The sequence below is a fragment of the Devosia sp. J20-27 genome (assembly GCF_055808595.1).
In genome coordinates, this window is sequence record NZ_CM147875.1 from 1 (window position 1) to 22,344 (window position 22,344).

Below are 22,344 nucleotides of genomic sequence, written 5' to 3' on the forward strand. Positions count from 1 at the left end.
CTGAAGCAACCGTGCCGCAGCCCTTATTTCGGTCGCGTCAGCCGTTACGCGCCCACTGCGGCAGAGAGTCAGCCGCGCCCTCAGTCGTCCCCCTCCCCCTTGAGGGGAGGGGTCGGGGGTGGGGGTCCATCGGCGGCGCACTGCACCACCCCCACCCTTGGTCCCTCCCCTCAAGGGGGAGGGAGACGACTGAAAACTCCACTCAAGGCTCTCAGCCTCTCGCACCGGCCCACACGCGCCCGACCTCGTCCTTCGACAGGCTCAGGATGAGGTCTCTGAGGCAACCGTGCCGCAGCCCCTATTTCGGTCGTGTCAGCCCCTTGCGCGCCAGTTCCACCTCGCTGCGGCAGAAGCAGCCGGCGACGTGGTCGTTGACCAGGCCCATGGCCTGCATGAAGGCATAGACCGTGGTCGGGCCGACAAAGCTCCAGCCGCGCTTGCGCAGATCCTTGCTCAGCGCCTTGGAGGTGTCGGTATGGGCCGGGATATCGCCGTGTCCGGCGGGGGTCTCGACCGGTTCGGGTTCGAAGCCCCAGAAATAGGCAGCGAGCGAGCCGAACTCGCGCTGCAGCTCCTGGGCGCGGCGGGCATTGTTGATGGTCGAGGTGATCTTGCCGCGATGCCGGACAATGCCGGCGTCGCCAAGCAGGCGCTCGATATCGGCCTCGCCCATGGCCGCCACCGCGTCGATATCGAAGCCGGCGAAGGCGGCGCGAAAATTCTCGCGCTTGCGCAGGATGGTCAGCCAGGAGAGCCCCGACTGGAACCCCTCGAGGCAGATCTTTTCGAAGAGCCGCGTATCCGAGGTCACCGGACGACCCCACTCGCTGTCGTGGTAGACGACGTAGAGCGGGTCGGAACCGGCCCAGCTGCAGCGCTGCTTGGTGTCGGGGTCGGCGATTGTTGACATCGGGGGGCTCCGCTGACTATCCAGACACCTCGACATCAGGAGACTTTGCAGATGCTGGTGCCTGATCGGGTGAAGGCGTTGATCGTTGATGACAATGCCTATGCGCGCAGTGCCACGGCTGCAACCCTGCGCAAGCTCGGCCTCACCCAGATCGTCGAAACCAGCACCGCGCCGGAGGCGCTGCTGGCCATGCTGGCAACGCCGTTCGACCTGCTGTTCATGGACTGGTACATGCCCGAGATGAACGGCGCGGCGCTGCTGCAGATCATCCGCGATCCGCGTTTTGGTGCGAACGGGCGACTGGGCACGGTGATGATGACGGCCTATCCCAGTCGCGAGGTCATCACCCGGGCCAAGGAACTGGGCATTTCCGATGTGCTGGCCAAGCCCTTCACCACCGCCCAGGTGTCGAGCGTGCTGCAGCGCATCCTTGGCGGCTGGGAGCTTCCCGACGACGAGCCGGCCGGTCCGGGTGCGATCCTGCTCTGAGCGCCGGATTAACCTGGTCTCAACCACGCGGCTTGGCGTGACCTTAACCATGCCGGTTCACGGCAATTTGGTCATTTCGCGCAACACTTCCCTCACCATCCGGGACACCGGACATTTTTGTCAGTTGGTGAGTAAAGCAAATGTCGCTCTGGAATCGCGCCGCTACGGTCGGCCTTGGTCTTGTTCTGTCCTTTTCATCCCTGGCGCCGGCACTGGCAGCCAATAATCTCTCGTTCATCCGGCAGCCGTCCGGCATCACGCTGACGACGGGCAAGCCGTCCAACGCCCTGCAACTGCGCACCGGCACCGTGCGGCTCGATCCGCAATACATGCGCCAGGTCGTCGGCTATGCCGGCAACGAGCGCGTCGGCACGGTCATCGTCAATACCGGCAAGAAATTCCTCTATCTGGTGCTCGGCAACGGCAAGGCCATGCGCTACGGCATCGGCACCGCCCGCTCCGGCTTCGAGTGGAGCGGCACGCACAAGGTCACCAACAAGCGCGAGTGGCCGAGCTGGACGCCGCCGGCCGAAATGCGCAAGCGCCAGCCGGGCCTGCCGGCCTTCATGGAAGGCGGGGTGCGCAACCCGCTGGGCGCCCGGGCGCTCTATATCGGCTCGACGCTCTATCGCATCCACGGCACCAATGAGCCCTGGAGCATCGGCACCAACGTCTCGTCGGGCTGCATCCGCATGATCAACGATGATGTGATCGACCTTTACACGCGCGTGAAAATTGGCGCGAAGGTCATCGTTCTTTAGTAACTGATTTGCGGCACTATCCGGGCCAATAGAGGCTCGGGTAGTCCGCTGTGTTCACTCAGTTCAAATCTCTGCTGACGCGCTTTCATCGCGATGAGCGCGGCGTCTTCATGGTCATTTTCGGCATTCTGGCCCTGGTGCTGATTGCCACCTCGGGCGCCGTGGTCGATTACACCAGCATCGAGCAGACCCGGACGCGAGCCCAGAGCGCGCTCGATGCTGCCGCCCTCGGCCTGCAGCCGCATGTGTTCGATACCACCGGCACCTGGAACGAAGCCAAGTTCATGTCTGCCGCCAGTTCGCTGCTCAAGGAGCGGCTGGGCGACGCATCGGTCGCCTCGGGCGTCACCGGCGCGACGATCAATTCACGCAATGGCCAGCTGATCCTCAATGGCTTTATCGACGTGCCGACCTCGTTCGTGGCGCTGGTCGGCGTGCCCAAGGTGCGGGCCAGGGTCGTGTCCGAGGCGACGCGCAAGCGGCTCAACCTCGAAGTCGCCATGGTGCTCGACAATTCCGGCTCGATGTCGAGCTACAGCCGCATGACCGAGCTCAAGAAGGCGGCCAAGAACGCCACCGACATCCTGTTCGACAACCAGGACACGCAGCCCAACGTCTTCGTGTCGATCGTTCCCTTCACCCAGTTCGTGAATGTCGGCACGGCCAACCGGACTGCCAGCTGGATGAGCCAGAGCGGCGCATCCAGCATCTCGCATCTCAATTTCGATGACGACGACCGGGATTCGAACAGCTTCACCACCACCGTCAACCGCTGGAAGCTCTATGACGAGTTCGGTAGCGGCTCGTGGAGCGGATGCGTGGAGGCCCGCGTGGCGCCCTACGACACCGATGACACGGTGCCCAACAACGCCCTGCCCGACACCATGTTCCAGCCGGTGTTCGCGCCGGACAGTTCGGCCGACAACTACCTCTCCGATACGGGCGGCTCCTGCACCCGCGTGCCGCCCACCTGGACCAAGACCGAGACCAAGACCAAGTGCGCCTCGAAGGTCAGCGGCAACAATTCCAGCAACTACGACAGCTGCAGCAGCACGGCCGTCTCATCCTATGCCGGAACCGACGTGAACGGCGCTACGGTCGCCTCGCCGCCATCCACGCAGCCGGCCGATAACTCGGTCTACTCGTATTATAATCAAGGCGCGTGCGTGGTCAGCTATACGGGTTCGGGCTCGTCAAAGAACAACTACACCAACACCCGGAAAACCGTCTGCACCTACGATTTTTCGACCCAGGAATACCAGGAGCGGCTCTGCAAATACACCGGCAAGTCCGGCAACAGCGCCAACTCGGACTGCCCGGCGACCGCCATCCTGCCGCTGGTCAACGTGCGGCAGACGGTCAAGAACCGGATCGACGCCATGGTCGCCTCGGGATCGACCAATATCGAACAGGGCTCGATCTGGGGCTTCCGCACCCTGTCGCCCACCGAGCCCTTCACCGAAGGCCGGGAGTATGACGAAGCGACGTCCAAGATCATGATCGTCATGACCGATGGCGAGAACAACCCGAACTATTCGACCTACAGCAGCAGTGTGTACGGAAACTCGAGCTGGACCGCCTGGGGGTACCGCATCAACAAGCGGCTGCTGACGGAGTCGACCACACCCAAGGATTCTACGGCAAGCTCCTCGCAGGTGATCGCTGAAGTGAACCGTCGCACGGTCCTGGCCTGCGGGAGCGCCAAGGCGAAAGGCGTCATCGTCTATACGATCGGACTGTCCTCACCCAACAATACCACAACGCAGATGCTCAAGGACTGCGCCACGCCGAGCAAGACCGAGAACGGGGTGACCACCAATTACTGGTACTTCCCGAACAACTCGAGCGAGCTGACCACGGTGTTCCAGGACATCGCCGAGCAGCTTTCCGAACTGCGGCTGGCGCAGTAGTCAGTGGCGCGGGGTGGCCAGCCGGAACCGGCGGCCGCCCGGGAAGGCTTCGAGCGCCGCCCGCTGCTCGGCTTCGGTCAGGCCCTCGAACTCGATCTCGAGAACGCTCTCAGGCTCGTCGAGCGGCGATATCATCTCCTCGGTGCGCGTCAGCCGGCGGCCATGCGCAGCGGCGAGCCAAAGGGGGCGGGGCTTGAGGTCGATAGCGGGCTTCTGCCGGTTCATCGTCTGACTCCACTTCTCGTGTTGCGAGAATTAACGCGGGCCCCCGGCCATCAGTTTCCGCACAACGGCGTGAACTTGCCGCGGCGGCCGTGAACACGGTCGCAATGGCGCGTTCATCTGCGGTTCATCGATGTGGCCCAAACGTGGCGGAGCGCGCGTTGCAGTGCCCGGCGAACGGGAGTAGCGTTGCCGCAACAGGGCGATGCCCTCCGCTCGTCACTGAAGGGTAACTCTTTGAATATGCGGGATAATCTAGCCGACGCGATCTTCCGCCACCCCCGCCGTCTGGGGTTCATCGCCTTCAACCTGATCGCCTTCGGCCTGCTCGTCAGCTGGATCGTCGTGACCCAGGACGACGCCGAAACCCTCGGCGTCCTCGGCCTGCCCTACTACGCCCTCGGCTATGTCGGCATCGGCTTCCTGATGGTTGCCTGGATCGGTGCGTGGATCGCCTGGATCGTCACGGCGCGGCGCCGGCGGCGGGAGCGCCAGAGCGACTAGTGCCGGGCTTCGGCTACAGCCCGCCCGAGGCTGGAGCGCTCGGTCGACTGGTAGATCAGCTTGTTGTGGTAGCCAGGCCCGGTGACCCGGACTTCGCTGCGGCCACCCTGGCGCGATGTTGCCGCGGCGTTGGCCACGGCCTCGGCCATCGCCGACTCGAGCGATGCAAACGGGCCCTGTGACTCGCCATTCAGATCGATCCACCAGTTGTCGCGGGCATAGATCACGATAAATATCGACGTCGCCATACTCATAACTCCACTCGCCGCGCCTCAATAACGCGCAGAACGGCAAGGGTTCAGCGATTTCAAATGTTAGGCTTAAGGCTGCAGGCCGATGCGGCAGCCTCGATGCACTTCCAACAGGGGCGAATTCGAGCGCCCATCGCTGCGCCAAGACGACTGGCGGCGGCAGATCTGCTCGTCCGGCCGCGGCGCGCTGGCGGGCCGAAGGCGAGATCGACAGCAACAGCCCGTGCCACGCCGGAACCGCGCTTCAAACCACTGATTTAATGAGAGAGTTTGGTACCGCCTCCCCGGTTTGAACGGGGGACCCCTAGATCCACAATCTAGTGCTCTAACCAACTGAGCTAAGGCGGCACGAAACGCGGCGGACCATAGTTAGACTTGGCGGCCCTGACAAGCGCAGAATTTGCCTCTTTCGAAAGGGGGATTTTACCCCTTGGTACTTAACCATGCCAGCGAATGGTGGCGCGACGGGGGCCAGCCGATATGGACCGCCGGAAACACGCCATATATTAGAGAAGTGTTAAGTTTTGTGTCCCGGATGTGCCAGTTTGGCACGGAAGACGGTGTAAGTGCGTGACTTCTGAGTGGATCAAATCTCCCAAGGCCCGCCGTGTGCTGCAGCACTGGGCCAATTCCAGACCGGCGTGGCTATGGTCAGGAAACGGCGAGACTCTGCTCTGGCGCAACAGCAGTGCGCGATTTTTCCACGGCCGGATCAAGAAGCATGGCGTGAAGCTGGCGCCGGAGGCCGCGCCGATCAAGGGCCAGATCGCCAGACTCATCCGTCTGGGCTCGCTCGATCGCTCCAGCCTGTCCCGCATCCAGTTCATGGCCGGCGACCGGCCGATCTCGACCACCTGCACCGTGACCCCGCTCGAGCTCGAAGGCGGCGATATCGGCCTGTTGATCGTCGGCGTCGATCCGATCGAACCGGAACTGCTCGAAACGCCGCGCCTCAACGGCGTGGCCGAGCGTTTCCTGCCACCGGGCAGCGACTACCTGCTGATCGACGAGGACGGCCAGATCTCGGGCGGCTCGGACAAGGCGATCGAACTCTACGCCCGCGAGATCGAAAGCGAAGGCCTTCCCGACCTGCACGAGGAGGGCAGCGGCATGGCCGAGATTGCCGGGACCAACCTGCTGGTCACGCGCTTCAAGGCCAGCCCGGGCGATGCGGTGCTGCTGCTGTTTGAAAGCGGCGAGCACCGGATCGATGATGTCCGGGCAGCCGAGGGCCTCGCCGAAGCCGACATCACGCCACCCGCCGACGAACCGCTGCTGCCCATCGGCCTGCCGCCCGCCGAGGCCGAAGTGCCGGCGGAAGAGGCAAAGGTCCTGGAAGACCACTGGGTCGAGCCGTTCGAACCGCGACCGGATGTGCCGGGTCTGGCCAATCTCTTCGACCGGCTGGCCGATGACGAGGGGCTCTATGCGCCGCTGACCGAAAGCGACGAGGCCTATGCCGGCCCGCTGCACGAAAATGTCGGCTACGTCCCGGCATCCAGCGACGAGCCGGAAGACGCCGAAACCGCTGTGGGTGAGGCCGAGACCCCGGACGAACCGGACGCCCCCGCAACAGCCGAAACGCCGGAAGAAACGCCGGCCGAACCCGATGTCATCGCTGCTGTCATCGCCTTTGCCGATGACGAGGACGACCTCCCCGCGACCGCCGAGACGCCGATGGTCTGGAAGGTCACCGGCCGCGGCTTCACGCCGCTGCCGGTCGAGGACGCGGCCGAGGCCCCGGACGAGCCGGCAACGCCCGTTGGGCCCGGAGTGTCCGACGACACCGAGGACGCCGGAGAAGCCGCCCCGCCGGAACTGCCCGAGGAACCGCCCGCCGTTCAGGACGTCCCGGATTCGGCAACCGTCGAGCTGGTGTCGCGCTACAATTTCGACGAACTGAGCCGCATCCTCACCGACCGCGTCGGCGTCGACGCGGTCGAGACGGCGCTGACCGATCTGTTGCCGGAGCGCCGCCGCCAGCCCGAGGGTGCCCTGATCAACCTCGCCGCCGAAACCTTCATCCTCAACCGGCTGCCCATCGGCATCATGGTGTTCCGCGACCAGCAGGTGCTGTTTGCCAACCGGGCACTGACCGAGCTCACCGGCTACGACACCATCGATATGCTGCGCCAGGCGGGACTGGCTGCCATCTTCCCCGGCGACGACGCCGCGGCCGCCGGGCCGGTGACGCATCTGGTCCGCCGCGACGGCAACCCCATCGGCGTGCGCGCCCGGCTGCAGTCGATTCCATGGCAGGGCCGGCCGGCGCTGATGCTGTCGGCGATGGCCGGCGACGAGAGCCGCGGCCACGAGGGTGCCGTGCGCGCCTTCGCCGAAATCGCAGCCGAAGCGCGCGAAGAAGGGTTTGTGCGCGCCGACCGCTCCGGCGTGGTGACCGAAGTGTCGCTGCATGCCCGCGTCGTCTTCGGCAAGACCGAGGCCGATCTGGTCGGGCTGCCGCTCTCGGCGCTGCTCGAGGGAAGCGAAGGTCCGGCACTGCAGGCCTTCCTCGAACGGCCCGCCCGCTTTGCCGAAACGGCCCGCCCTAGTCTGGTGGTGCGCAGCAACACGGGCGATGCTGATGTGGCGCTCTTTGCCGAAGGCCAGGCCGGCCTGGTCACCGGCTATTTCGGCTTTGTCCGGCTGCGTCCCGCGCCGACCGTCGTGTCGGCCGGCGAAGCGCACCAGGCAAAGGTCGACGAGCATACGGACGAGCTCGAGCCGTCGATGCTCGGCCGGCTGAGCCGCGGCATCCGGCGGCCGCTCAATACCATCATCGGATTCTCCGAACTGATCCGCTCGTCGGCCTTCGGCACCATCGAGAATGCGCGCTACCTCGATTATGCGCGCGACATCAAGACGGCCGGCAACGAGATCGCGACGCTGGTCGACGAGCTCGACGACTACACCCGCCTCAAGGAAGGCCGCTATGCGGCGCGCCCGGCCGAGCTCGACCTCGGCGCGCTGCTGGAAAGCTGCGTCGTGCGGGTCCGCGGCCAGGCCGGTGCGGCGCGCGTGCTGGTGCGCAGCGCCATCTCCGAGCGGCTGCCGAAAATCCGCGCCGACCGGGCCTCGCTGGGCCAGGCCGTGCTGAACCTGCTCGCCAGCGCCATCGACCAGACCCCGGCCGGGGCCTCCGTCATCCTCTCGGCACAGGTCGAGGACGATGGCAGCATTTCCGTCAATGTCCGCGACAGCGGCGAACGCAATGTCGACCTCGGCGAGCGCTTCGTGGTGTTCCGCGATGGCGTCGGCAAGGACGGCGAGGCGCTGGCCCCGGTGCGCTCCAGCGTCGGCCTGGCGCTGACGCGGTCATTGCTGGCGGTCAATACCTGCTCGCTGTCGGTGGATCCCAGCGGCCGCATCGGCACCCGCTTCTCGCTGGTCATTCCCGCCGATCTGGTGGCAACGACTGCCTGATCCGGCAACCAGAATGTCGCAGGCGGGCATCCCGCTATCATCCCATAGTGACCTGAACCGACAGCGTTATTTTCTGACACTTTGAACGGTTCCAATCTGCTGGTGCAGCGGCGCCGTCCCCGCCGGCCCGCAATTGTTGACATTGCTACTCAGAATTCGGAAAAGGCGCCGACATGAGCGCGAACGCGCCCCGATGGAGAGAGTTCTGATGACGCACCCGATACGCACGATCACCGCCGTTGCCGCCCTGCTGGCCGGCATGTCCGGCACCGCCTGGGCGCAGAGCACCGAGGTCAACGTCTACTCCTATCGCGAGCCGGGCCTGATCCAGCCGCTGCTCGACCGGTTCGCCGAAGAAACCGGTATCAAGGCCAATGTGCTGTTTGCCGGCGACGGTCTGATCGAGCGCGTCGAGGCCGAAGGCGAACTGTCGCCGGCCGACGTGATCATCACCGTCGATATCGGCAACCTCGTCAATGCCAAGGAAAAGGGCGTCAGCCAGCCGATCGGCACGCCGGCCCTCGAGCGCGTTCCCGCCGCCTTCCAGGATCCCGACGGCGCCTGGGTGGCGCTCAGCCTGCGGGCCCGCGTGTTCTATGCCTCCAAGGACCGGGTGACTGAAACTGCCCTGACCTATGCCGACATTGCCGGTCCCGAGTGGAAGGGCCGCCTCTGCACCCGTCCGGGCGACCATGTCTACAATATCGGCCTGATTGCCAACCGCATCGCCGTCTGGGGGCTCGATGCCACCCGCGACTGGCTGTCGAAGGTGCGCGACAACCTCGCTTTCCCGCCCAACGGCAATGACCGGGCGCAGGTCAAGTCGATCCTCGACGGCACCTGCGACCTTGCCATCGGCAATACCTACTATATGGGCCTGATGCTCAACAACGAGGCCGAGCCCGAGCAGAAGACCTGGGCCGCCGCTGCCCGGATCATCTACCCCGACGCCGAGGGCAGCGGAACGCAGGCCAATGTCTCGGGTGCCATCCTCGCCAAGCACGCGCCGAACGCCGAGAATGGCGAGAAGCTGATCGAATTCCTGCTTTCGGACGAAGCCCAGCAGCTATATGCCAACGGGAACTACGAATACCCCGTGGTGGCCGAAGTGCAGCCGAGCGAACTGGTGCTCAGCTGGGGCAAGCTGAATGCCGACAAGACCCCGCTGGTCGAGGTTGCGGCACATCGGGCCGAAGCGGCCGCCCTCGTCGATGAACTCAAGTTCAACGAAGGGCCGCAGAACTAGGAGAGACGCGATCGTCCATACCGCGATCGAGACGAAACGCTTGACCGGCAGGGGACGCCCCCTGCCGGTCGCTGCGTTTGTCCTGGTCCTGATCATGGGCCTGCCGATCCTCTGGCTGACCTGGGCCGCCGTGGCCGCGGCGCTGAGCGGTGGCAACGGCCTGTCGGCCTCCATGCTGCCCACCGCCCTGCGCGAAACCACCGTGCTGATGCTCTGGGTGGGCGCCATTACCGGCGTGCTGGGACTGATGTCGGCCTGGCTGGTGACGCATTTCGAGTTCCCCGGTCGCCGCCTGCTCGAATGGGCGCTCATCCTGCCGCTGGCGGTGCCGACCTATCTGGCGGCCTACTGCTATGTCGAGTTTCTCGATTTCACCGGGCCGATCCAGCAGGCGGTGCGCTGGATGACCGGCGCGGAGACGCTGCGGGATTACTGGTTTCCGACCATCAAGAGCCCGACGGGGGCCGCCTTCGTGCTCTCAATGGTGCTCTATCCCTATGTCTATGCCGCCTGCCGCACCTTCTTCCTGATGCAGTCGGCTTCGATCGACAGCGCGGCCCGCACCCTGGGCGCCAATGGCTGGCGCACCTTTTTCACCGTCACGCTGCCGCTCAGCCGTCCGGCTATTGTCGTCGGCGTGACGCTCGCCATGATGGAGGTCGTCAACGATCTGGGCGCGGTGCAGTATTTCGGCGTCAACAGCCTGACGGCGGTGATCTACACCACCTGGCTCAACCGCTCCAATTTCGGCGGCGCGGCGCAGCTGGCGGTGACCATCGTGCTGGTCATTGCGCTGCTGATCCTCGCCGAGCAGCGGGCCCGGCAGAACCGGGTCTATGCCGCGCACCGCGACAGCAAGGTGCCGGCGGCACATCTGCAGCTCTCCGGCCTGCCGGCCTGGCTGGCAACGGCGTTCTGCACGGCGCTGGTGCTGCTCGGCTTCGGGCTGCCGGTGGGCGAATTGACCTGGCTGGCTTCGCGCACCATCTCGCCGGCGACGCTGGCCATGACCGCCTCGGCGGCGCTGACCACTCTGGAACTGGCGGTCGCGGGCGCCGCCATCGCGGTAGGCATCGGGCTGCTCGCTGCCAAGCTCAGCGCCCCGCGCTCGCGCCGGTCGGCCAAGAGCTTCATTCGCCTGGCGACGCTGGGCTATGCCATTCCCGGCACGGTGCTGGCGCTGGGGTTGCTGCAGCCGCTCGGACAGGCCGACCTCTGGTTCAACCGCCTGACCATGACCCTCGCCGACTGGCGTCCGGGGCTCGTTCTGTCGGGCTCGGTGTTCGCGCTGCTTTATGTCTATTCGATCCGCTTTCTGGCCCTCAGCCATTCAACGCTGGATGCCGCCATGCGCAAGCGCGGCGATACCATGCTCGATGCCGGCCGGGTGCTGGGGGTAAAGGGCCTTGCCCTGCTCTGGCGCATCGATCTGCCGACGCTGTCGCCGGCGCTACTGGCTGCCGGCACGCTGGTCTTTGTCGAGATCGTCAAGGAATTGCCGGCCACGCTGCTGCTGCGTCCGCTGGGCGTCGAGACCCTCGCCACGCTGGTTTATGCCCGCGCCAATGTCAGCCTCTTCTCGGAAGCCTCACTGCCGGCGCTGGGCATTGTCGCCGTCGGCCTGATCCCGGTGATCCTGAGCACCCATTTCAGCCGGCGCCGTACGTAAGTCTCTGTGCAACCGGTGCGTTTTTTCCGAGAGCCGGTGTCGGGTTCGGCTATAAAGGTTCCAGGTTTTGGGGAACCACAGAGAGCCAATGCACGAGGACGGCGCAAAGCAACCGCCCGCCACCGAAGCGTCGGGGGACGAATCGGCGCCCGTGGCCGCGCCTGCCGCCCCGGCCGCTATTCCGGCTGAGCAGCGGAAGGCCGAGACCGCCCCGAGTGCCGTTATCGTTGCTCCGCCCGCCGAGCCCCCGAAAACGGACGTGCCGCCCGCAATGGCGTCCACTGTTCCGCCCGCCGAAGCTTCAACCTCTGGTCTCCCCACGGACGCGGTGGCGGCAAGTGCCGTCGAGGGCGCAAGCCCCCCTGCCCCTGCCCCTGCCCCTGCCCCTGCCCCTGCGGCCGAGACTTCGGCGGCTGCTCCCGATCCGGAGCCTGCCTCTGACGCGGAGAGGGAAGCAGTGGTGGCTCCTGATGCCGTGCCTGAGGCAGAGCCGCAAATAGACCCGGTTGCCGCTGCAGCCGCCCCGGAAGCAGATGTCGAGACAAGCTCCTCTGCCCGGGACGAACCGGAATTCCCAGCGCAGGTCGCAACGGCAGACGGGCCGGTCGAAAAGCCGGAGCCACCTGACCAGGCCGTCGCAGACCCTGCCGAAATCGTGCTCCCCGCCCTGCCCGCTGCAGTCATTGCCGAGGTCGTTGCCCCGCCGGCTGCCGCACCTGCTGCAGAGCCCGCTTCCGCGCCGTCGCAACCGACGGCGCCCAGCGTCCGGCCGCGACCCGTCGCAACGCGCCGCCAGCCGTCCGGCCTGCTCGAATTTACCGCGTGGCGCCTCCTCGAACTTGTGGTCACGGTGGGCGTCGCGGCGCTGCTCCTGAGGCTGCTCCTGCCGAGCGAGGGCAGCATCGACATGGTCGTCCTGCTGGAGCGCCTGGCGGTCACCGGGCCGCTGATCGGCATGTCGCTCGTCGTTGCCGGGCTCGTCGGCCTGCCGCTGGGGTATCTCACGGGTCGCGGCCCGGCCTGGCTCGACATGCCGTTCCGTGCCCTCGCCATGGCGGGCGAGAGCCTGTCGCCGATCTGGCTGGCCATGCTGCTGATCATGCTGCTGGCCGGCGTGCTCGGCTGGATGCCGCCCGCCGGCTTCGTGCCCTGGGCGCAGAGCCCGCTGGGGTCGCTGCAGTCGCTGGTCCTGCCGGCACTGGCGCTCGGCCTGCCGCTGGCTGCGCAACTGGCGCTCATCCTGCGGGCGGCACTACAGCGGGCCGTCGCCGATCCGCGTATCGCTGCCGCCGAGGTGCGCGGCGCCACGCATCGTGAGGCGATCCGCACGCATGCCTTGGCTCCAGCGTGGATCGCCACCGTCGCTGACCTGGCGCTGCCCCTCGCCCTGCTGGCGCCGGCCAGTCTCGTCATCGAAAACGTCTTCTACCTCCCCGGACTGGGGCGGATGCTGTTCGGCGCCCTGGCCGAGCGCGATTTCGCCGGCCTGCAACTGGCCTTGCTGGCTCTGGTCGGGCTGGTTGCCCTTTGCCGCTTTCTCGTCGAAATGCTGCGGGCGGCTGCCGATCCGCGACTGGCGGCACGCGCATGAGCCAGATGCCCCCCGTCGCGGCGCCGGGCCTTGCGGCCAGCGCACTCCCCGGCCTGCGGCTGCGCATCGGCACCATTCTGGCGCTGCTGCTGCTGTTGATCGGCTTTGTCTCTATTGTCTGGACACCTCTTCCCGTCGAGCAGACCGACCTGACGGCGCAGCTGCAACCTGCCAGCGCGGCCCATCTGCTGGGTACCGATGCGCAGGGACGCGACCTGCTGTCCCTGGCCATGAAGGGGATCCTCACCAGTTTCGTCGTCGGTTTCGTCGCCGTGGCCATCGGGCTCTTTGTCGGCGTGCCGCTCGGCGTCGCGGCAGCGAGCTGGGGGGTCGTCGCTGATCGCCTGCTGGTCGGTGGCGACGGCTTCCTGATCAGCGTCTCGGCGCTCGCCCTAGCGGTGATCCTGACGGCGCTGGCCGGTGGCTCGACCCTCAACGCCATGCTGGCCATCGGTCTTTTCAACGCGGCAGTCCTCGCTCGGGCGACACGCGATGCGTTCGCGCCGTTCCGCGGCCAGGATTATATCGCGGCATCGCGGCTGGCCGGCCTCGGCGGCTGGGACCTGGCGCGCAAGCACGTGCTGCCCGATCTGCTGCCGGCGCTTGCCGCCCTGGCGGTCACCCAGCTTGCCCTCAGCGTCGGGCTGGAAGCGGCGCTGAGCTTTGTCGGCCTCGCCTCGCAACCGCCGGGCTCGAGCCTGGGGCTGATGCTGCGCGACGCGCAGGGCGGCCTGCTGTTCGGGCCGCTGCCGGTGCTGGTCCCCGGCGTCGCGCTGCTGCTCATCACCCTGTCGCTTAACCTGATCGCCGGTGGCCTGCGCCAGCTTCTGCGGGAGCCACCCGATGCTGCTTGAGGTCAGGAAACTCCGCATCGGCAGCGGCAATATCATCGAGGAGCTCAGCTTTGCCATTGATCGCGGCGAGCGGCTGGGGCTGGTCGGCGACAGCGGCAGCGGCAAGAGCGCGGTGGCGCTGGCCATCGCCGGCCTGCTGCCCGCGGGCATGGCCATCGAGGGCGAACTGGTGTTCGACGGCGCGCCGCTTCCCGCCGCGCCCGCCGCCCGGGCCAAACTGCGCCGCCAGCGCATCGCGCTGGTGCGTCAGGGCGATGCGGCAGCCTTGCTGCCGACCGCCCGGGTCGGCCAGGTGGTTGCCGACGTCAAGCTGCTGGGCGGCATCGGGCTCGATCCGGCGCGGTTCGTCTCGCAGCTCTCGGCCGCCGAACGGCAGGTGCTGCTGATCTCCGAGGCCCTGTCGCGGCGGCCCGATCTGCTGATCCTCGATGAACCCTTCACGCTGCTCGACGCACCGACGCAGAAGCGGCTGGTGGACCTGCTGACGGGCCAGAGCATGGCAATGCTGGTCATCGGCCATGACCTCGCCGCCATCGGCGCCCTTACCGGCAATATGGTCATCCTCGACCAGGGCAGGTTCGTCGAAGGTGGCCCCACCGCGCAGATCCTCTCCCGGCCGCTCGAGGACATGTCGAAGCATCTGATCGCCGGCAGCCGCATCCGGGCGCGCACCCTGATGCGCTCGCCCATCGGGACCGAACTGCTCGAGGTGCACGGGCTGAGCGTGGTCTACAGGGACCGCCAGCGTCTCCTGCGGCGCCACAAACCCGTGCAGGCACTCGACGATGTCAGCTTCTCGCTGCGGCGAGGAGAGGCCCTCGCCGTGGTCGGATCGGATGGCGCCGGCAAGAGCACACTGGCCCGCATCGTCGCCGGGCTGGGTCGCGCCAGCAAGGGCGTGCTCGAGTTCGACCGCCAGCCCTATCATGGACGCGACCTGCCGCGGATCGTCAGGGCGGATATCAGTCTCGTGTTTTCCGATCCGCGCCGCGCCTTCAGCCCGCGGCTGACGCTGGGCGAGTCCGTCACCGAGCCGCTGCTGCTCGACCAGCATCACACCATCGAGGAACAGTCGGACCGGCTGATGGATGTGCTGGGCGGCGTCGGCCTCGGGGCGCATGTGCTCGATCTGCGGCCGGGCGACCTCGGCATCTATGAGCTGCAGTTGCTGGCTCTGGCGCGGGCGCTGATCTCGCGGCCCAGGCTGGTCGTGCTCGACGAGCCGGTGCGGCTGCTCAACGCGCGACAGCGCGGCGACATGCTGACGCTGATCAACCGGGTGCGCGCCGATTTCGGCTTCACCGCGCTGATCACCTCGTCCAATCTCGATCTGATGCGGCACATAGCCGATCGGGCACTGATCCTCGACGCCGGCAGGATTGTCGAGGCCGGGCGGCCGGGCGAACTGCTGGAAACGCCCGGGCATGCGGCAACCCGGGCCATGGCCGAGGCCCGGCTGCCGGAAGTCGGAATCGGCGTGGTGGCGCCCGTCGGGCGCTGACCACGCCTAGTGCGTCATGGGCTTGCCGGCCTCGTCGAAGCGCAGGAAGGCATCGCCGCGCGGCGCGAGGCTGAGGCTGTCGCCGGCATGGTAGGTGGCCTTGCCGGGCTGGCGCACGATGATCGGATCCTCGGCGCCGATGTCGACATAGACGTAGCTGTCCGAGCCGAGGTTCTCCGAATAGACCACCTTGCCGGTCCAGGCGCCATCCGCAGTGATGTCGAGATGCTCGGGGCGGACACCGACTGTGGTGGCCTTGTACTTGGCGGCGTCGGCGCCGGTGAAGAAGTTCATCTTGGGCGAACCGATGAACTGCGCCACGAACAGCGACTGCGGGCTCTCGTAGAGCTCCATGGGCGTGCCCACCTGCTGCACGATGCCGTCCTTGAGCACGACGATGCGGTCCGCCATGGTCATGGCCTCGACCTGGTCGTGGGTGACGTAGACCATGGTGGTGTTGGACAGCTGCTCCTTGAGCTGGCCGATCTCCATGCGCATCTGCACGCGCAGCGCCGCATCCAGGTTGGACAGCGGCTCGTCGAACAGGAACACCTTGGGATCGCGCACGATGGCACGGCCGATGGCGACGCGCTGGCGCTGGCCGCCGGACAGGGCCTTGGGCAGGCGCTCGAGATAGCTGGTCAGCTGCAGCTTGTCGGCCGCGGCGCGAACCTTCTGGTCGAGCTCGGCCTTGGGCGTGTTCATCAGCCTGAGCGCGTAGGCCATGTTGTCGTAGACGGTCATGTGCGGGTAGAGCGCGTAGCTCTGGAACACCATGGCGATGCCGCGCTTGGAGGGCGCCACGTCGTTGACCACCCGGCCGTCGATCTCCAGGGTCCCCGACGAGATGTTCTCGAGCCCGGAGATGCAGCGCAGCAGCGTGGACTTGCCGCAACCGGACGGACCGACGAAGACAATGAACTCGCCCGACTTGATGTCGAGATTGACGTCCTTCAAAATCTCCACGCTGCCATAGCGCTTGTAGAGGTTGCTAATCTTGAGATCCGACATGGCTTCTCCTCCTCGGCGGACTTATTGCCCGTCCACAATTCCAATGTAGGCCGCGAACGCGGCCAGGCTCAATGACCCTCCGACCGGCGTCGCCGTCACGCCCGGTGCCTGGCTGGCCTTGACCACCATGCCCTCGGGCAGATCATAGACCAGCGGCGCGTCGGTCATGTTGAACACGCAGAGCATTTCCTCGTCGTCCGCGGTGCGGAGGAATGCCAACACCCCCTCGGGCGCGTCGATGGTCCGGACACCGCCCTTGAGCAGGGCATTGTGGCGCTTGCGGAATTCAAGCGTCGCCCGGTAGTGGTGCAGCACCGAGTCATTGTCGCGCAGCTGCAGGTCGGCCGCGCGGTTCATGTGATCGAAGGGCACAGGCAGCCAGGATTTCTGCGCCGTCGAGAAACCGGCCAGATGCGCCGAACTCTGCCACACCATGGGTGTGCGGCAGCCGTCCCGGCCCTTGAACTGCGGCCAGAACTCGATGCCGTAGGGATCGACCAGATCCTCGAAAGCCAGTTCGGCCTCGGTCAGTCCGAGTTCCTCGCCCTGGTAGAGGCAGACCGAACCCTTCATCGAGAGCAGCAGCGTCGCTGCCAGGCGAACGAAGGCGTCCTGCTGGCCGTGCATCGACCAGCGGCTGGCATGGCGGACCACGTCGTGGTTGGAAAAGGCGAGACAAACCCAGCCGCTGGTGGCCATGCCTTCGGTCGCATCAATGGCGCGGCGGAAGTGGCCGGCGTCGAACGCACCCCCCAGGTAGTCGAAGGTGTAGGCCATGTGCAGCCGCTCCGAGCCGGAGGTATAGGCCGACATGATCTCGAGCTGGTGCTGGCTGTCGCCGATCTCGCCCACCGTGGTCTTGCCCGGATAGAGGTCCATCAGGGCGCGCAGCCGCTTGAGGAAGTCGAGGTTTTCCGGGCGGCTCTTGTCGTAGAGATGCTCCTGGAAATTGTAGGGGTTCACCGCCGGTGCAGTCGAGGCGTTGAACTCCTCCGGCTTGACCACCGGGTTGGATTCCAGCCCCAGGCTGTGGAAATAGAAGTTCACCGTATCGAGGCGGAAACCGTCCACGCCGCGCTCCAGCCAGAAGCGGAGCGTATCGAGCATGGCATCCTGCACGGCGGGATTGTGGAAGTTGAGGTCCGGCTGCGAGGTCAGGAAGTTGTGCATGTAATATTGCATGCGGCGGCTGTCCCAGGTCCAGGCGGAACCGCCGAAGATGGAGAGCCAGTTGTTGGGCGGCGTGCCGTCCGGCTTGGGATCGGCCCAGACAAACCAGTCGGCGCGATCATTGGTGCGGCTGAGACGGCTCTCCTGGAACCAGGGATGCTTGTCCGAGCAATGCGAGATCACCTGGTCGATGATCACCTTGAGGCCAAGCGAATGGGCCTTCTCGACCAGCCGGTCGAAATCGCCGAGCGAACCGAAGATCGGGTCGACGTCGCGATAGTTGGAGACGTCGTAGCCGAAATCCTTCATCGGCGAGGTGAAGAACGGCGAGAGCCAGATGGCATCGACGCCGAGGTCGGCGACATAATCGAGGCGCTCGGTGATGCCCACGAGATCGCCGACGCCGTCGCCGTTATGGTCCTGAAACGACCTCGGATAGATCTGGTAGATGACCGCGCCGCGCCACCAGTCCTTGTCGACTTCGAAAGGCTGGTCGTGCCGCTGCTCCGTCATGGGTGGAACAGGCGACATATGGGGCGGAACACTCACGGAATACCCATCCTAACGGCGCATTTGCCAAAACGTTTTAGTAGGCTATCCTTACCCAAGGAGGGGGCAGGCCGTCAACTCCGGGGGGAACCGCGGCGCCAACTTGGCGCTGCTATAAAATGACTGAATTTCAATAGCTTATGGCGAGCAATGACAAGAGGCGCGGGGCCGCACATTCCCGCTCCGGGCGCAGTGTGACGATTAAGGATATGGGCGCCGAACTGGGGCTCTCCATTACGACGATCTCGCGGGCCCTCAACGGCTATTCCGATGTCGGAGAGAAGACCCGCAAGCGCGTCGTCGAGGCCGCCCGCAAAATGGGCTACCGGCCCAATCGCAATGCCCAGCGGCTGGTCACCAGCCGGACCCACAATGTGGCCTGGGTGCAATCGGACAATGACCGCAAATTCGTCGACCCGCACTTCGTCGAGGTGATGGCGGGCGTGCTGCGAGGGGCGCGGACAGGCGGCTACGATGTGCTGCTGACCAGCGACACGCCCGATGACAGGCTCGCCGCCTATGACCGGTACGTCAACGACAATTCGGTCGACGGCTTCATCGTCGACCTGCCCAGCGAGGACGATCCGCGCATCACCTATCTGCTCGAAGCGGGCCGCCCGTTTGTGGTGCATGGCCGCGAGGCGCGGTCGGCCGGCTATGGCTGGGTCGACGTCGACAATTACGGCAATTTCTACAACCTGACCCGGCTGATGCTGGCCAACGGCCACCGCCGCATCGCCTTCGTCAATGGCGACGAGCACTACACCTATGCGCTCTATCGCCGGCGCGGCGTTGTCGACGCGCTGACCGATGGCGGCTTCAGCCCTTCAGACGCGTTGATCCTGAACTCGCTGCATCCGATGGGCGACGCCGGTTTCAAGCTGACGGAAACGGCACTCGCCGACCCGAAGGTGACGGCCATCCTCTATTCCTCGACGCTGATGGCCGTAGAGGGCCACGCCGCCATCGTGAGGTCGGGTCGCAATATCGATGTCGCCTCGATGGATGACGAACTGCACTATATCGATCTGTCGTCCTTTGCCGACCACTTCAGCACCGTGCGTTCGTCGCTGCGCGATGCCGGGGTCAGCCTCATCACCGAACTGATCGCGCAATGCGACCAGCATCGCGGCCCCGCCGGCCACCTGATCGCCTCCACCTTCGCCCTCGCCGAAGGCATTGACGGCCGTGTCCTCAACGAACCGCTGCCGGCGGGGCGGTAGGTCGCGTCACACCGGTTCGATCAGCAGGGTCATTCGCTTGCCCAGCGCTTTCAGGGCGCCCTCAAGGGCAGGCAGCTTGGTGGCATGATATGGATCGAGCATGCGCCGCACCTCTGCCTCGTCCTTTCCCAAAAGCTGCGCCAGTGACACTTTGGACAGGCCCGAGCCGCGAAATGCTTCATACAATGCCAGCTTGGCCGCAGTCTGCACTGGCAGCGCCGCAACAGCGTCGCCCCGCTGTGGCTTCGAGGCGGCGGGAATATCCTTGCCGTCCTTCATATAGCCAAGCAGCGCCGTCTCCAGTGCATCTGCGGCATTTGCCGACAATTCGTCTGCTGATTTGCCCTCTGACAGGGCCTCTGGGACATCCGGAAAATTGACTATCCAGCCACCGGATCCGTTCGGCACGGTCCGGTACAGATACGACATGATCACTCATTCCCCTTTCTCCCAGGCAACCCCCTGGGCTTTACTTCAAACCGATCTGCTTGCGTACAAGCTCCATGTAGAGCTCGCTCAGGTCTCCAGACTTCAACGTCGATCGCTTGCCGTTCACTTCCAGCCGGTAATGCGATCCCTTTCCAAGGCGGGTGTCGACAGCGAGCGTCCAGCCCCTGGCTTTGCATTCCTTGCGCAGAACCCTGATGAACTGCTCTCGTTTCATGCTGCAATATCGGACAAAAATGTCCGACCTGCAAGCCTCGTGCGTTATGGATACAAAAAGGCCGGCTTGCGCCGGCCCTGCAGTTGCTCTGGAGGATAGGGTTCAGGGCACTATTTGACGCTGCCGGCGAGCAGGCCGCGGACGAAATAGCGCTGCAGCGAAAAGAAGACGATCAGCGGCACCACGATGGTGATGAAGGCGCCGGCCGTCAGGATCTCCCAGTTGTTGCCGCGCGAGCCGAGCAGCGACACCAGCTTGCCGGTCAGCACCAGCTTGCTGTCCTGGGCACCGAGGAACACCATGGCGACGAGCAGATCGTTCCACACCCAGAGAAACTGGAAGATCGAGAACGAGGCGAGCGCCGGGAAGCTCAGCGGCAGCACCATGCCGGTAAAGATCTTGAAATGGCTGGCGCCGTCGATGCGGGCGGATTCCATGATCTCCTTGGGCAGGCCGGCCATGTAGTTGCGCAGCAGGTAGATGGCGAGCGGCAGGCCGAAGGCCGTATGCGCCAGCCAGACGCCGAGATAGGTCTTGCCGTCCGCCGCACCAAAGGTCTGGGCAATGCCGTTGTAGAGCGACAGCAGCGGAATCAGCGACATCTGCAGCGGCACGACCAGCAGGCCGACGACCACGGCAACGATCAGTCCTCGGAACGGAAACCGCATCCAGGCCAGCGCATAAGCCGCAAAGGCCGCCATCAGGATGGGGATGATGGTCGCCGGCACGGTGACGGTGAAGGAGTTGATGAAACTCCGGCCGACGCCATTGGCGGTCAGCACCTCGATATAGTTGTCGATGGTGAAGCGCGGCGAGATGCCGGCGACGTAAAAGACGCGCGGTCCGCGGGTATGCTCGAACTGCGTGGCATTGGTCCATTCGAACGCCCCGTCGGCGGCGACGGAAATCGTGCCGCCTTCCTTCATTTCCATGCTGCCGCCGGCCGGCGTGGCGCCGGGTTCCGCATTGGACAGCCCGAAGCTTTCGAGATGCTTGTTGGTATCGGTGCCGAAGAGATTGCCGCGGATGACGAACGCGCCGTTCTCCTCGACCTGGTCGGCGGCGGTGCCGATACGGCTGACGCCCAGCGAGGTGGAGGTCGAGAGCGCCGTCCACCAGCCCGAGACGGCGAGCTGATCCTTGTCGCGCAGCGACGAGATCAGCAGGCCGGCGGTCGGGAAGGTCCAGAGAATGACCAGGAACAGCAGCGCCAGATGCGTGAACAGCTTGCCCACATCGATCCTGGCGCCGGTGCGCGGCGTCGTGGTGGTGGGGCGAGGAACCTCGGTGGCGCGATCAACGGCGGCGGTCATCAGCGGGTCCCCTCTTCGGCATTGGCGCGGCGGATGTTCCAGATCATGATCGGCAGCACGGCCAGCATGATGATGACGGCGACGGACGAGCCGCGCCCGTAGTCGAAGTTCACGAACATCCACTTGAACATGAAGTTCGCCAGCACCTCTGTGTCCCACTGGCCGTTGGTCATGGCAAAGATGATGTCGAAGACCTTCAGCACCACGATGGTGATGGTGGTCCAGACGACGACGATGGTGCCCCAGATCTGCGGGATCATGATGTCGAAGAAGATGCGGAAGCCGTTGGCGCCGTCGATGCGCGCCGCTTCCAGCGTTTCCTCGGGCACGCCGCGCAGGGCGGCCGAGAGGATGACCATGGCAAAGCCGGTCTGGATCCAGACAAGGATGATCATCAGCAGGATCGAGTTCCAGAACGGAATGGTGATCCAGGCCTGCTGCGGCAGTCCGATGAAGGTGATCAGGGCGTTGAGCACGCCGATCTGCTGGTCGGCATCGCCGCGATAGTCATAGACGAACTTCCAGATCACCGAGGCGCCGACAAAGCTGATCGCCATGGGCATGAAGACCAGCGACTTGGCGATATTGCCCCACCACAGCCGGTCGGCGAGCACGGCGATCACCAGCCCGAAGGCGGTGGCCAGCGACGGCACGATGATCAGCCACAGGATGTTGTTGAACACGGCCTGATGGAAACTCCCGTCGCCCATCAGCCAGAGGTAATTGGAAAAACCGATGAAGGTGCGACCGCTGCTGTCGAAGAACGACAGGCGGAACGTCTCGATCACCGGGTAGACCAGATAGACCGACAGGAACAGCAGCGCTGGCGCCAGAAAGAGCCAGGGCCGGATCTGGCTGCGCAGGTTGTCGCTGCGCGTCATGGCATCGCCGCCAGCGCTTTCAGGACTGGTGAGCAGCTTGTCGAGCAGCCAGTTGGTGCCCCAGAAATAGGCCACCGTCCCGCCAAGCGCGATGGCAATGGCGATCAGCGCGCCAACAACTTGCTGGATGATATCGGACACGAGGCCGCCCCTCCCCTGGATAACCGGTCGATCACCGGCAGCTTAGTCTCGTTGATGGACC

20 protein-coding genes and 1 tRNA gene are annotated in these 22,344 nt (G+C 65.4%); 11 read left to right on the top strand and 10 right to left on the bottom strand.

Translation table 11 applies throughout. The annotated features are described in order from the left end of the window. Positions 1-298 precede the first annotated feature (298 nt). On the bottom strand, positions 299-910 hold the full coding sequence (locus tag AC0L4C_RS00005) for a DNA-3-methyladenine glycosylase I (RefSeq protein WP_473401448.1): 612 nt from the start codon (positions 908-910) through the stop codon (positions 299-301). Between the two features lie 51 nt (positions 911-961). Here AC0L4C_RS00005 and AC0L4C_RS00010 point away from each other — a divergent pair, with 51 nt between their 5' ends. The 3 genes from AC0L4C_RS00010 to AC0L4C_RS00020 all read left to right on the top strand — a co-directional run bounded on the left by AC0L4C_RS00010 (position 962) and on the right by AC0L4C_RS00020 (position 4,070). Beyond that, positions 962-1,399: a response regulator gene (locus AC0L4C_RS00010; protein ID WP_473401449.1), complete on the top strand. Its 438-nt coding sequence runs from the start codon at positions 962-964 to the stop codon at positions 1,397-1,399. 140 nt (positions 1,400-1,539) lie between these two features. Next, a complete protein-coding gene (locus AC0L4C_RS00015) occupies positions 1,540-2,160 on the top strand; it encodes a L,D-transpeptidase (protein ID WP_473401451.1) in 621 nt (206 codons plus the stop codon). 50 nt (positions 2,161-2,210) lie between these two features. Beyond that, positions 2,211-4,070: a TadE/TadG family type IV pilus assembly protein gene (locus tag AC0L4C_RS00020; RefSeq protein WP_473401452.1), complete on the top strand. Its 1,860-nt coding sequence runs from the start codon at positions 2,211-2,213 to the stop codon at positions 4,068-4,070. On the opposite strand, the gene AC0L4C_RS00025 is transcribed toward AC0L4C_RS00020, so the two are convergent. Next, entirely contained in the window at positions 4,071-4,295 is a 225-nt protein-coding gene (locus tag AC0L4C_RS00025) for a hypothetical protein (protein ID WP_473401453.1), read from the bottom strand. It abuts the gene before it with no gap. Positions 4,296-4,535: 240 nt separating this feature from the next. Here AC0L4C_RS00025 and AC0L4C_RS00030 point away from each other — a divergent pair, with 240 nt between their 5' ends. After that, positions 4,536-4,796 carry a hypothetical protein gene (locus AC0L4C_RS00030; protein ID WP_473401454.1) on the top strand — a complete coding sequence of 87 codons (261 nt, stop codon included), beginning with the start codon at positions 4,536-4,538 and terminating at the stop codon, positions 4,794-4,796. Here AC0L4C_RS00030 and AC0L4C_RS00035 read toward each other — a convergent pair. Continuing rightward, positions 4,793-5,044, bottom strand: a complete 252-nt coding sequence (locus tag AC0L4C_RS00035) for a hypothetical protein (protein ID WP_473401456.1) — start codon at positions 5,042-5,044, stop codon at positions 4,793-4,795. The genes AC0L4C_RS00030 and AC0L4C_RS00035 overlap by 4 nt on opposite strands. A gap of 274 nt (positions 5,045-5,318) precedes the next feature. Next, positions 5,319-5,395 (bottom strand) — tRNA-His (locus tag AC0L4C_RS00040). A 222-nt stretch (positions 5,396-5,617) separates the two neighbouring features. Here AC0L4C_RS00040 and AC0L4C_RS00045 point away from each other — a divergent pair. From AC0L4C_RS00045 to AC0L4C_RS00070, 6 genes are all read left to right on the top strand, one after another. Further along, complete coding sequence (locus AC0L4C_RS00045) at positions 5,618-8,470, top strand: sensor histidine kinase (protein ID WP_473401457.1); 2,853 nt, start codon at positions 5,618-5,620, stop codon at positions 8,468-8,470. Between the two features lie 208 nt (positions 8,471-8,678). Then, positions 8,679-9,716: an extracellular solute-binding protein gene (locus tag AC0L4C_RS00050; protein ID WP_473401458.1), complete on the top strand. Its 1,038-nt coding sequence runs from the start codon at positions 8,679-8,681 to the stop codon at positions 9,714-9,716. 40 nt (positions 9,717-9,756) lie between these two features. Continuing rightward, on the top strand, positions 9,757-11,385 hold the full coding sequence (locus AC0L4C_RS00055) for an ABC transporter permease (RefSeq protein WP_473401459.1): 1,629 nt from the start codon (positions 9,757-9,759) through the stop codon (positions 11,383-11,385). 457 nt (positions 11,386-11,842) lie between these two features. After that, entirely contained in the window at positions 11,843-12,976 is a 1,134-nt protein-coding gene (locus AC0L4C_RS00060; protein ID WP_473401460.1) for an ABC transporter permease subunit, read from the top strand. Beyond that, positions 12,973-13,830 carry an ABC transporter permease gene (locus AC0L4C_RS00065; RefSeq protein ID WP_473401461.1) on the top strand — a complete coding sequence of 286 codons (858 nt, stop codon included), beginning with the start codon at positions 12,973-12,975 and terminating at the stop codon, positions 13,828-13,830. The genes AC0L4C_RS00060 and AC0L4C_RS00065 overlap by 4 nt, the downstream gene beginning before the upstream one ends. Then, the gene (locus AC0L4C_RS00070) at positions 13,820-15,331 is read left to right on the top strand and encodes an ABC transporter ATP-binding protein (RefSeq protein ID WP_473401462.1); all 1,512 of its coding nucleotides are present in this window, start codon (positions 13,820-13,822) and stop codon (positions 15,329-15,331) included. Before AC0L4C_RS00065 ends, AC0L4C_RS00070 begins: the two co-directional genes overlap by 11 nt. A 6-nt stretch (positions 15,332-15,337) precedes the next feature. Here the strand turns inward: AC0L4C_RS00070 and AC0L4C_RS00075 are convergent, their stop codons facing one another. Both AC0L4C_RS00075 and bglA read right to left on the bottom strand, forming a co-directional pair. Continuing rightward, complete coding sequence (locus AC0L4C_RS00075) at positions 15,338-16,342, bottom strand: ABC transporter ATP-binding protein (RefSeq protein ID WP_473401464.1); 1,005 nt, start codon at positions 16,340-16,342, stop codon at positions 15,338-15,340. Positions 16,343-16,363: 21 nt separating this feature from the next. Then, positions 16,364-18,025 (bottom strand): beta-galactosidase BglA, encoded by a 1,662-nt coding sequence (gene bglA / locus AC0L4C_RS00080; RefSeq protein WP_473403565.1) that lies wholly within the window; start codon positions 18,023-18,025, stop codon positions 16,364-16,366. Positions 18,026-18,255: 230 nt separating this feature from the next. Here bglA and AC0L4C_RS00085 point away from each other — a divergent pair, with 230 nt between their 5' ends. Next, on the top strand, positions 18,256-19,284 hold the full coding sequence (locus tag AC0L4C_RS00085; RefSeq protein WP_473401465.1) for a LacI family DNA-binding transcriptional regulator: 1,029 nt from the start codon (positions 18,256-18,258) through the stop codon (positions 19,282-19,284). A 6-nt stretch (positions 19,285-19,290) separates the two neighbouring features. Here AC0L4C_RS00085 and AC0L4C_RS00090 read toward each other — a convergent pair whose 3' ends face one another. From AC0L4C_RS00090 to AC0L4C_RS00105, 4 genes are all read right to left on the bottom strand, one after another. After that, complete coding sequence (locus AC0L4C_RS00090; protein WP_473401466.1) at positions 19,291-19,713, bottom strand: type II toxin-antitoxin system HicB family antitoxin; 423 nt, start codon at positions 19,711-19,713, stop codon at positions 19,291-19,293. A 40-nt stretch (positions 19,714-19,753) separates the two neighbouring features. Continuing rightward, positions 19,754-19,948 carry a hypothetical protein gene (locus AC0L4C_RS00095; protein ID WP_473401468.1) on the bottom strand — a complete coding sequence of 65 codons (195 nt, stop codon included), beginning with the start codon at positions 19,946-19,948 and terminating at the stop codon, positions 19,754-19,756. A 110-nt stretch (positions 19,949-20,058) separates the two neighbouring features. Continuing rightward, positions 20,059-21,261 (bottom strand): carbohydrate ABC transporter permease, encoded by a 1,203-nt coding sequence (locus tag AC0L4C_RS00100; protein WP_473401470.1) that lies wholly within the window; start codon positions 21,259-21,261, stop codon positions 20,059-20,061. Continuing rightward, entirely contained in the window at positions 21,261-22,274 is a 1,014-nt protein-coding gene (locus tag AC0L4C_RS00105; protein ID WP_473403566.1) for a carbohydrate ABC transporter permease, read from the bottom strand. The genes AC0L4C_RS00100 and AC0L4C_RS00105 overlap by 1 nt, the downstream gene beginning before the upstream one ends. Between the last annotated feature and the right edge of the window lie 70 nt (positions 22,275-22,344).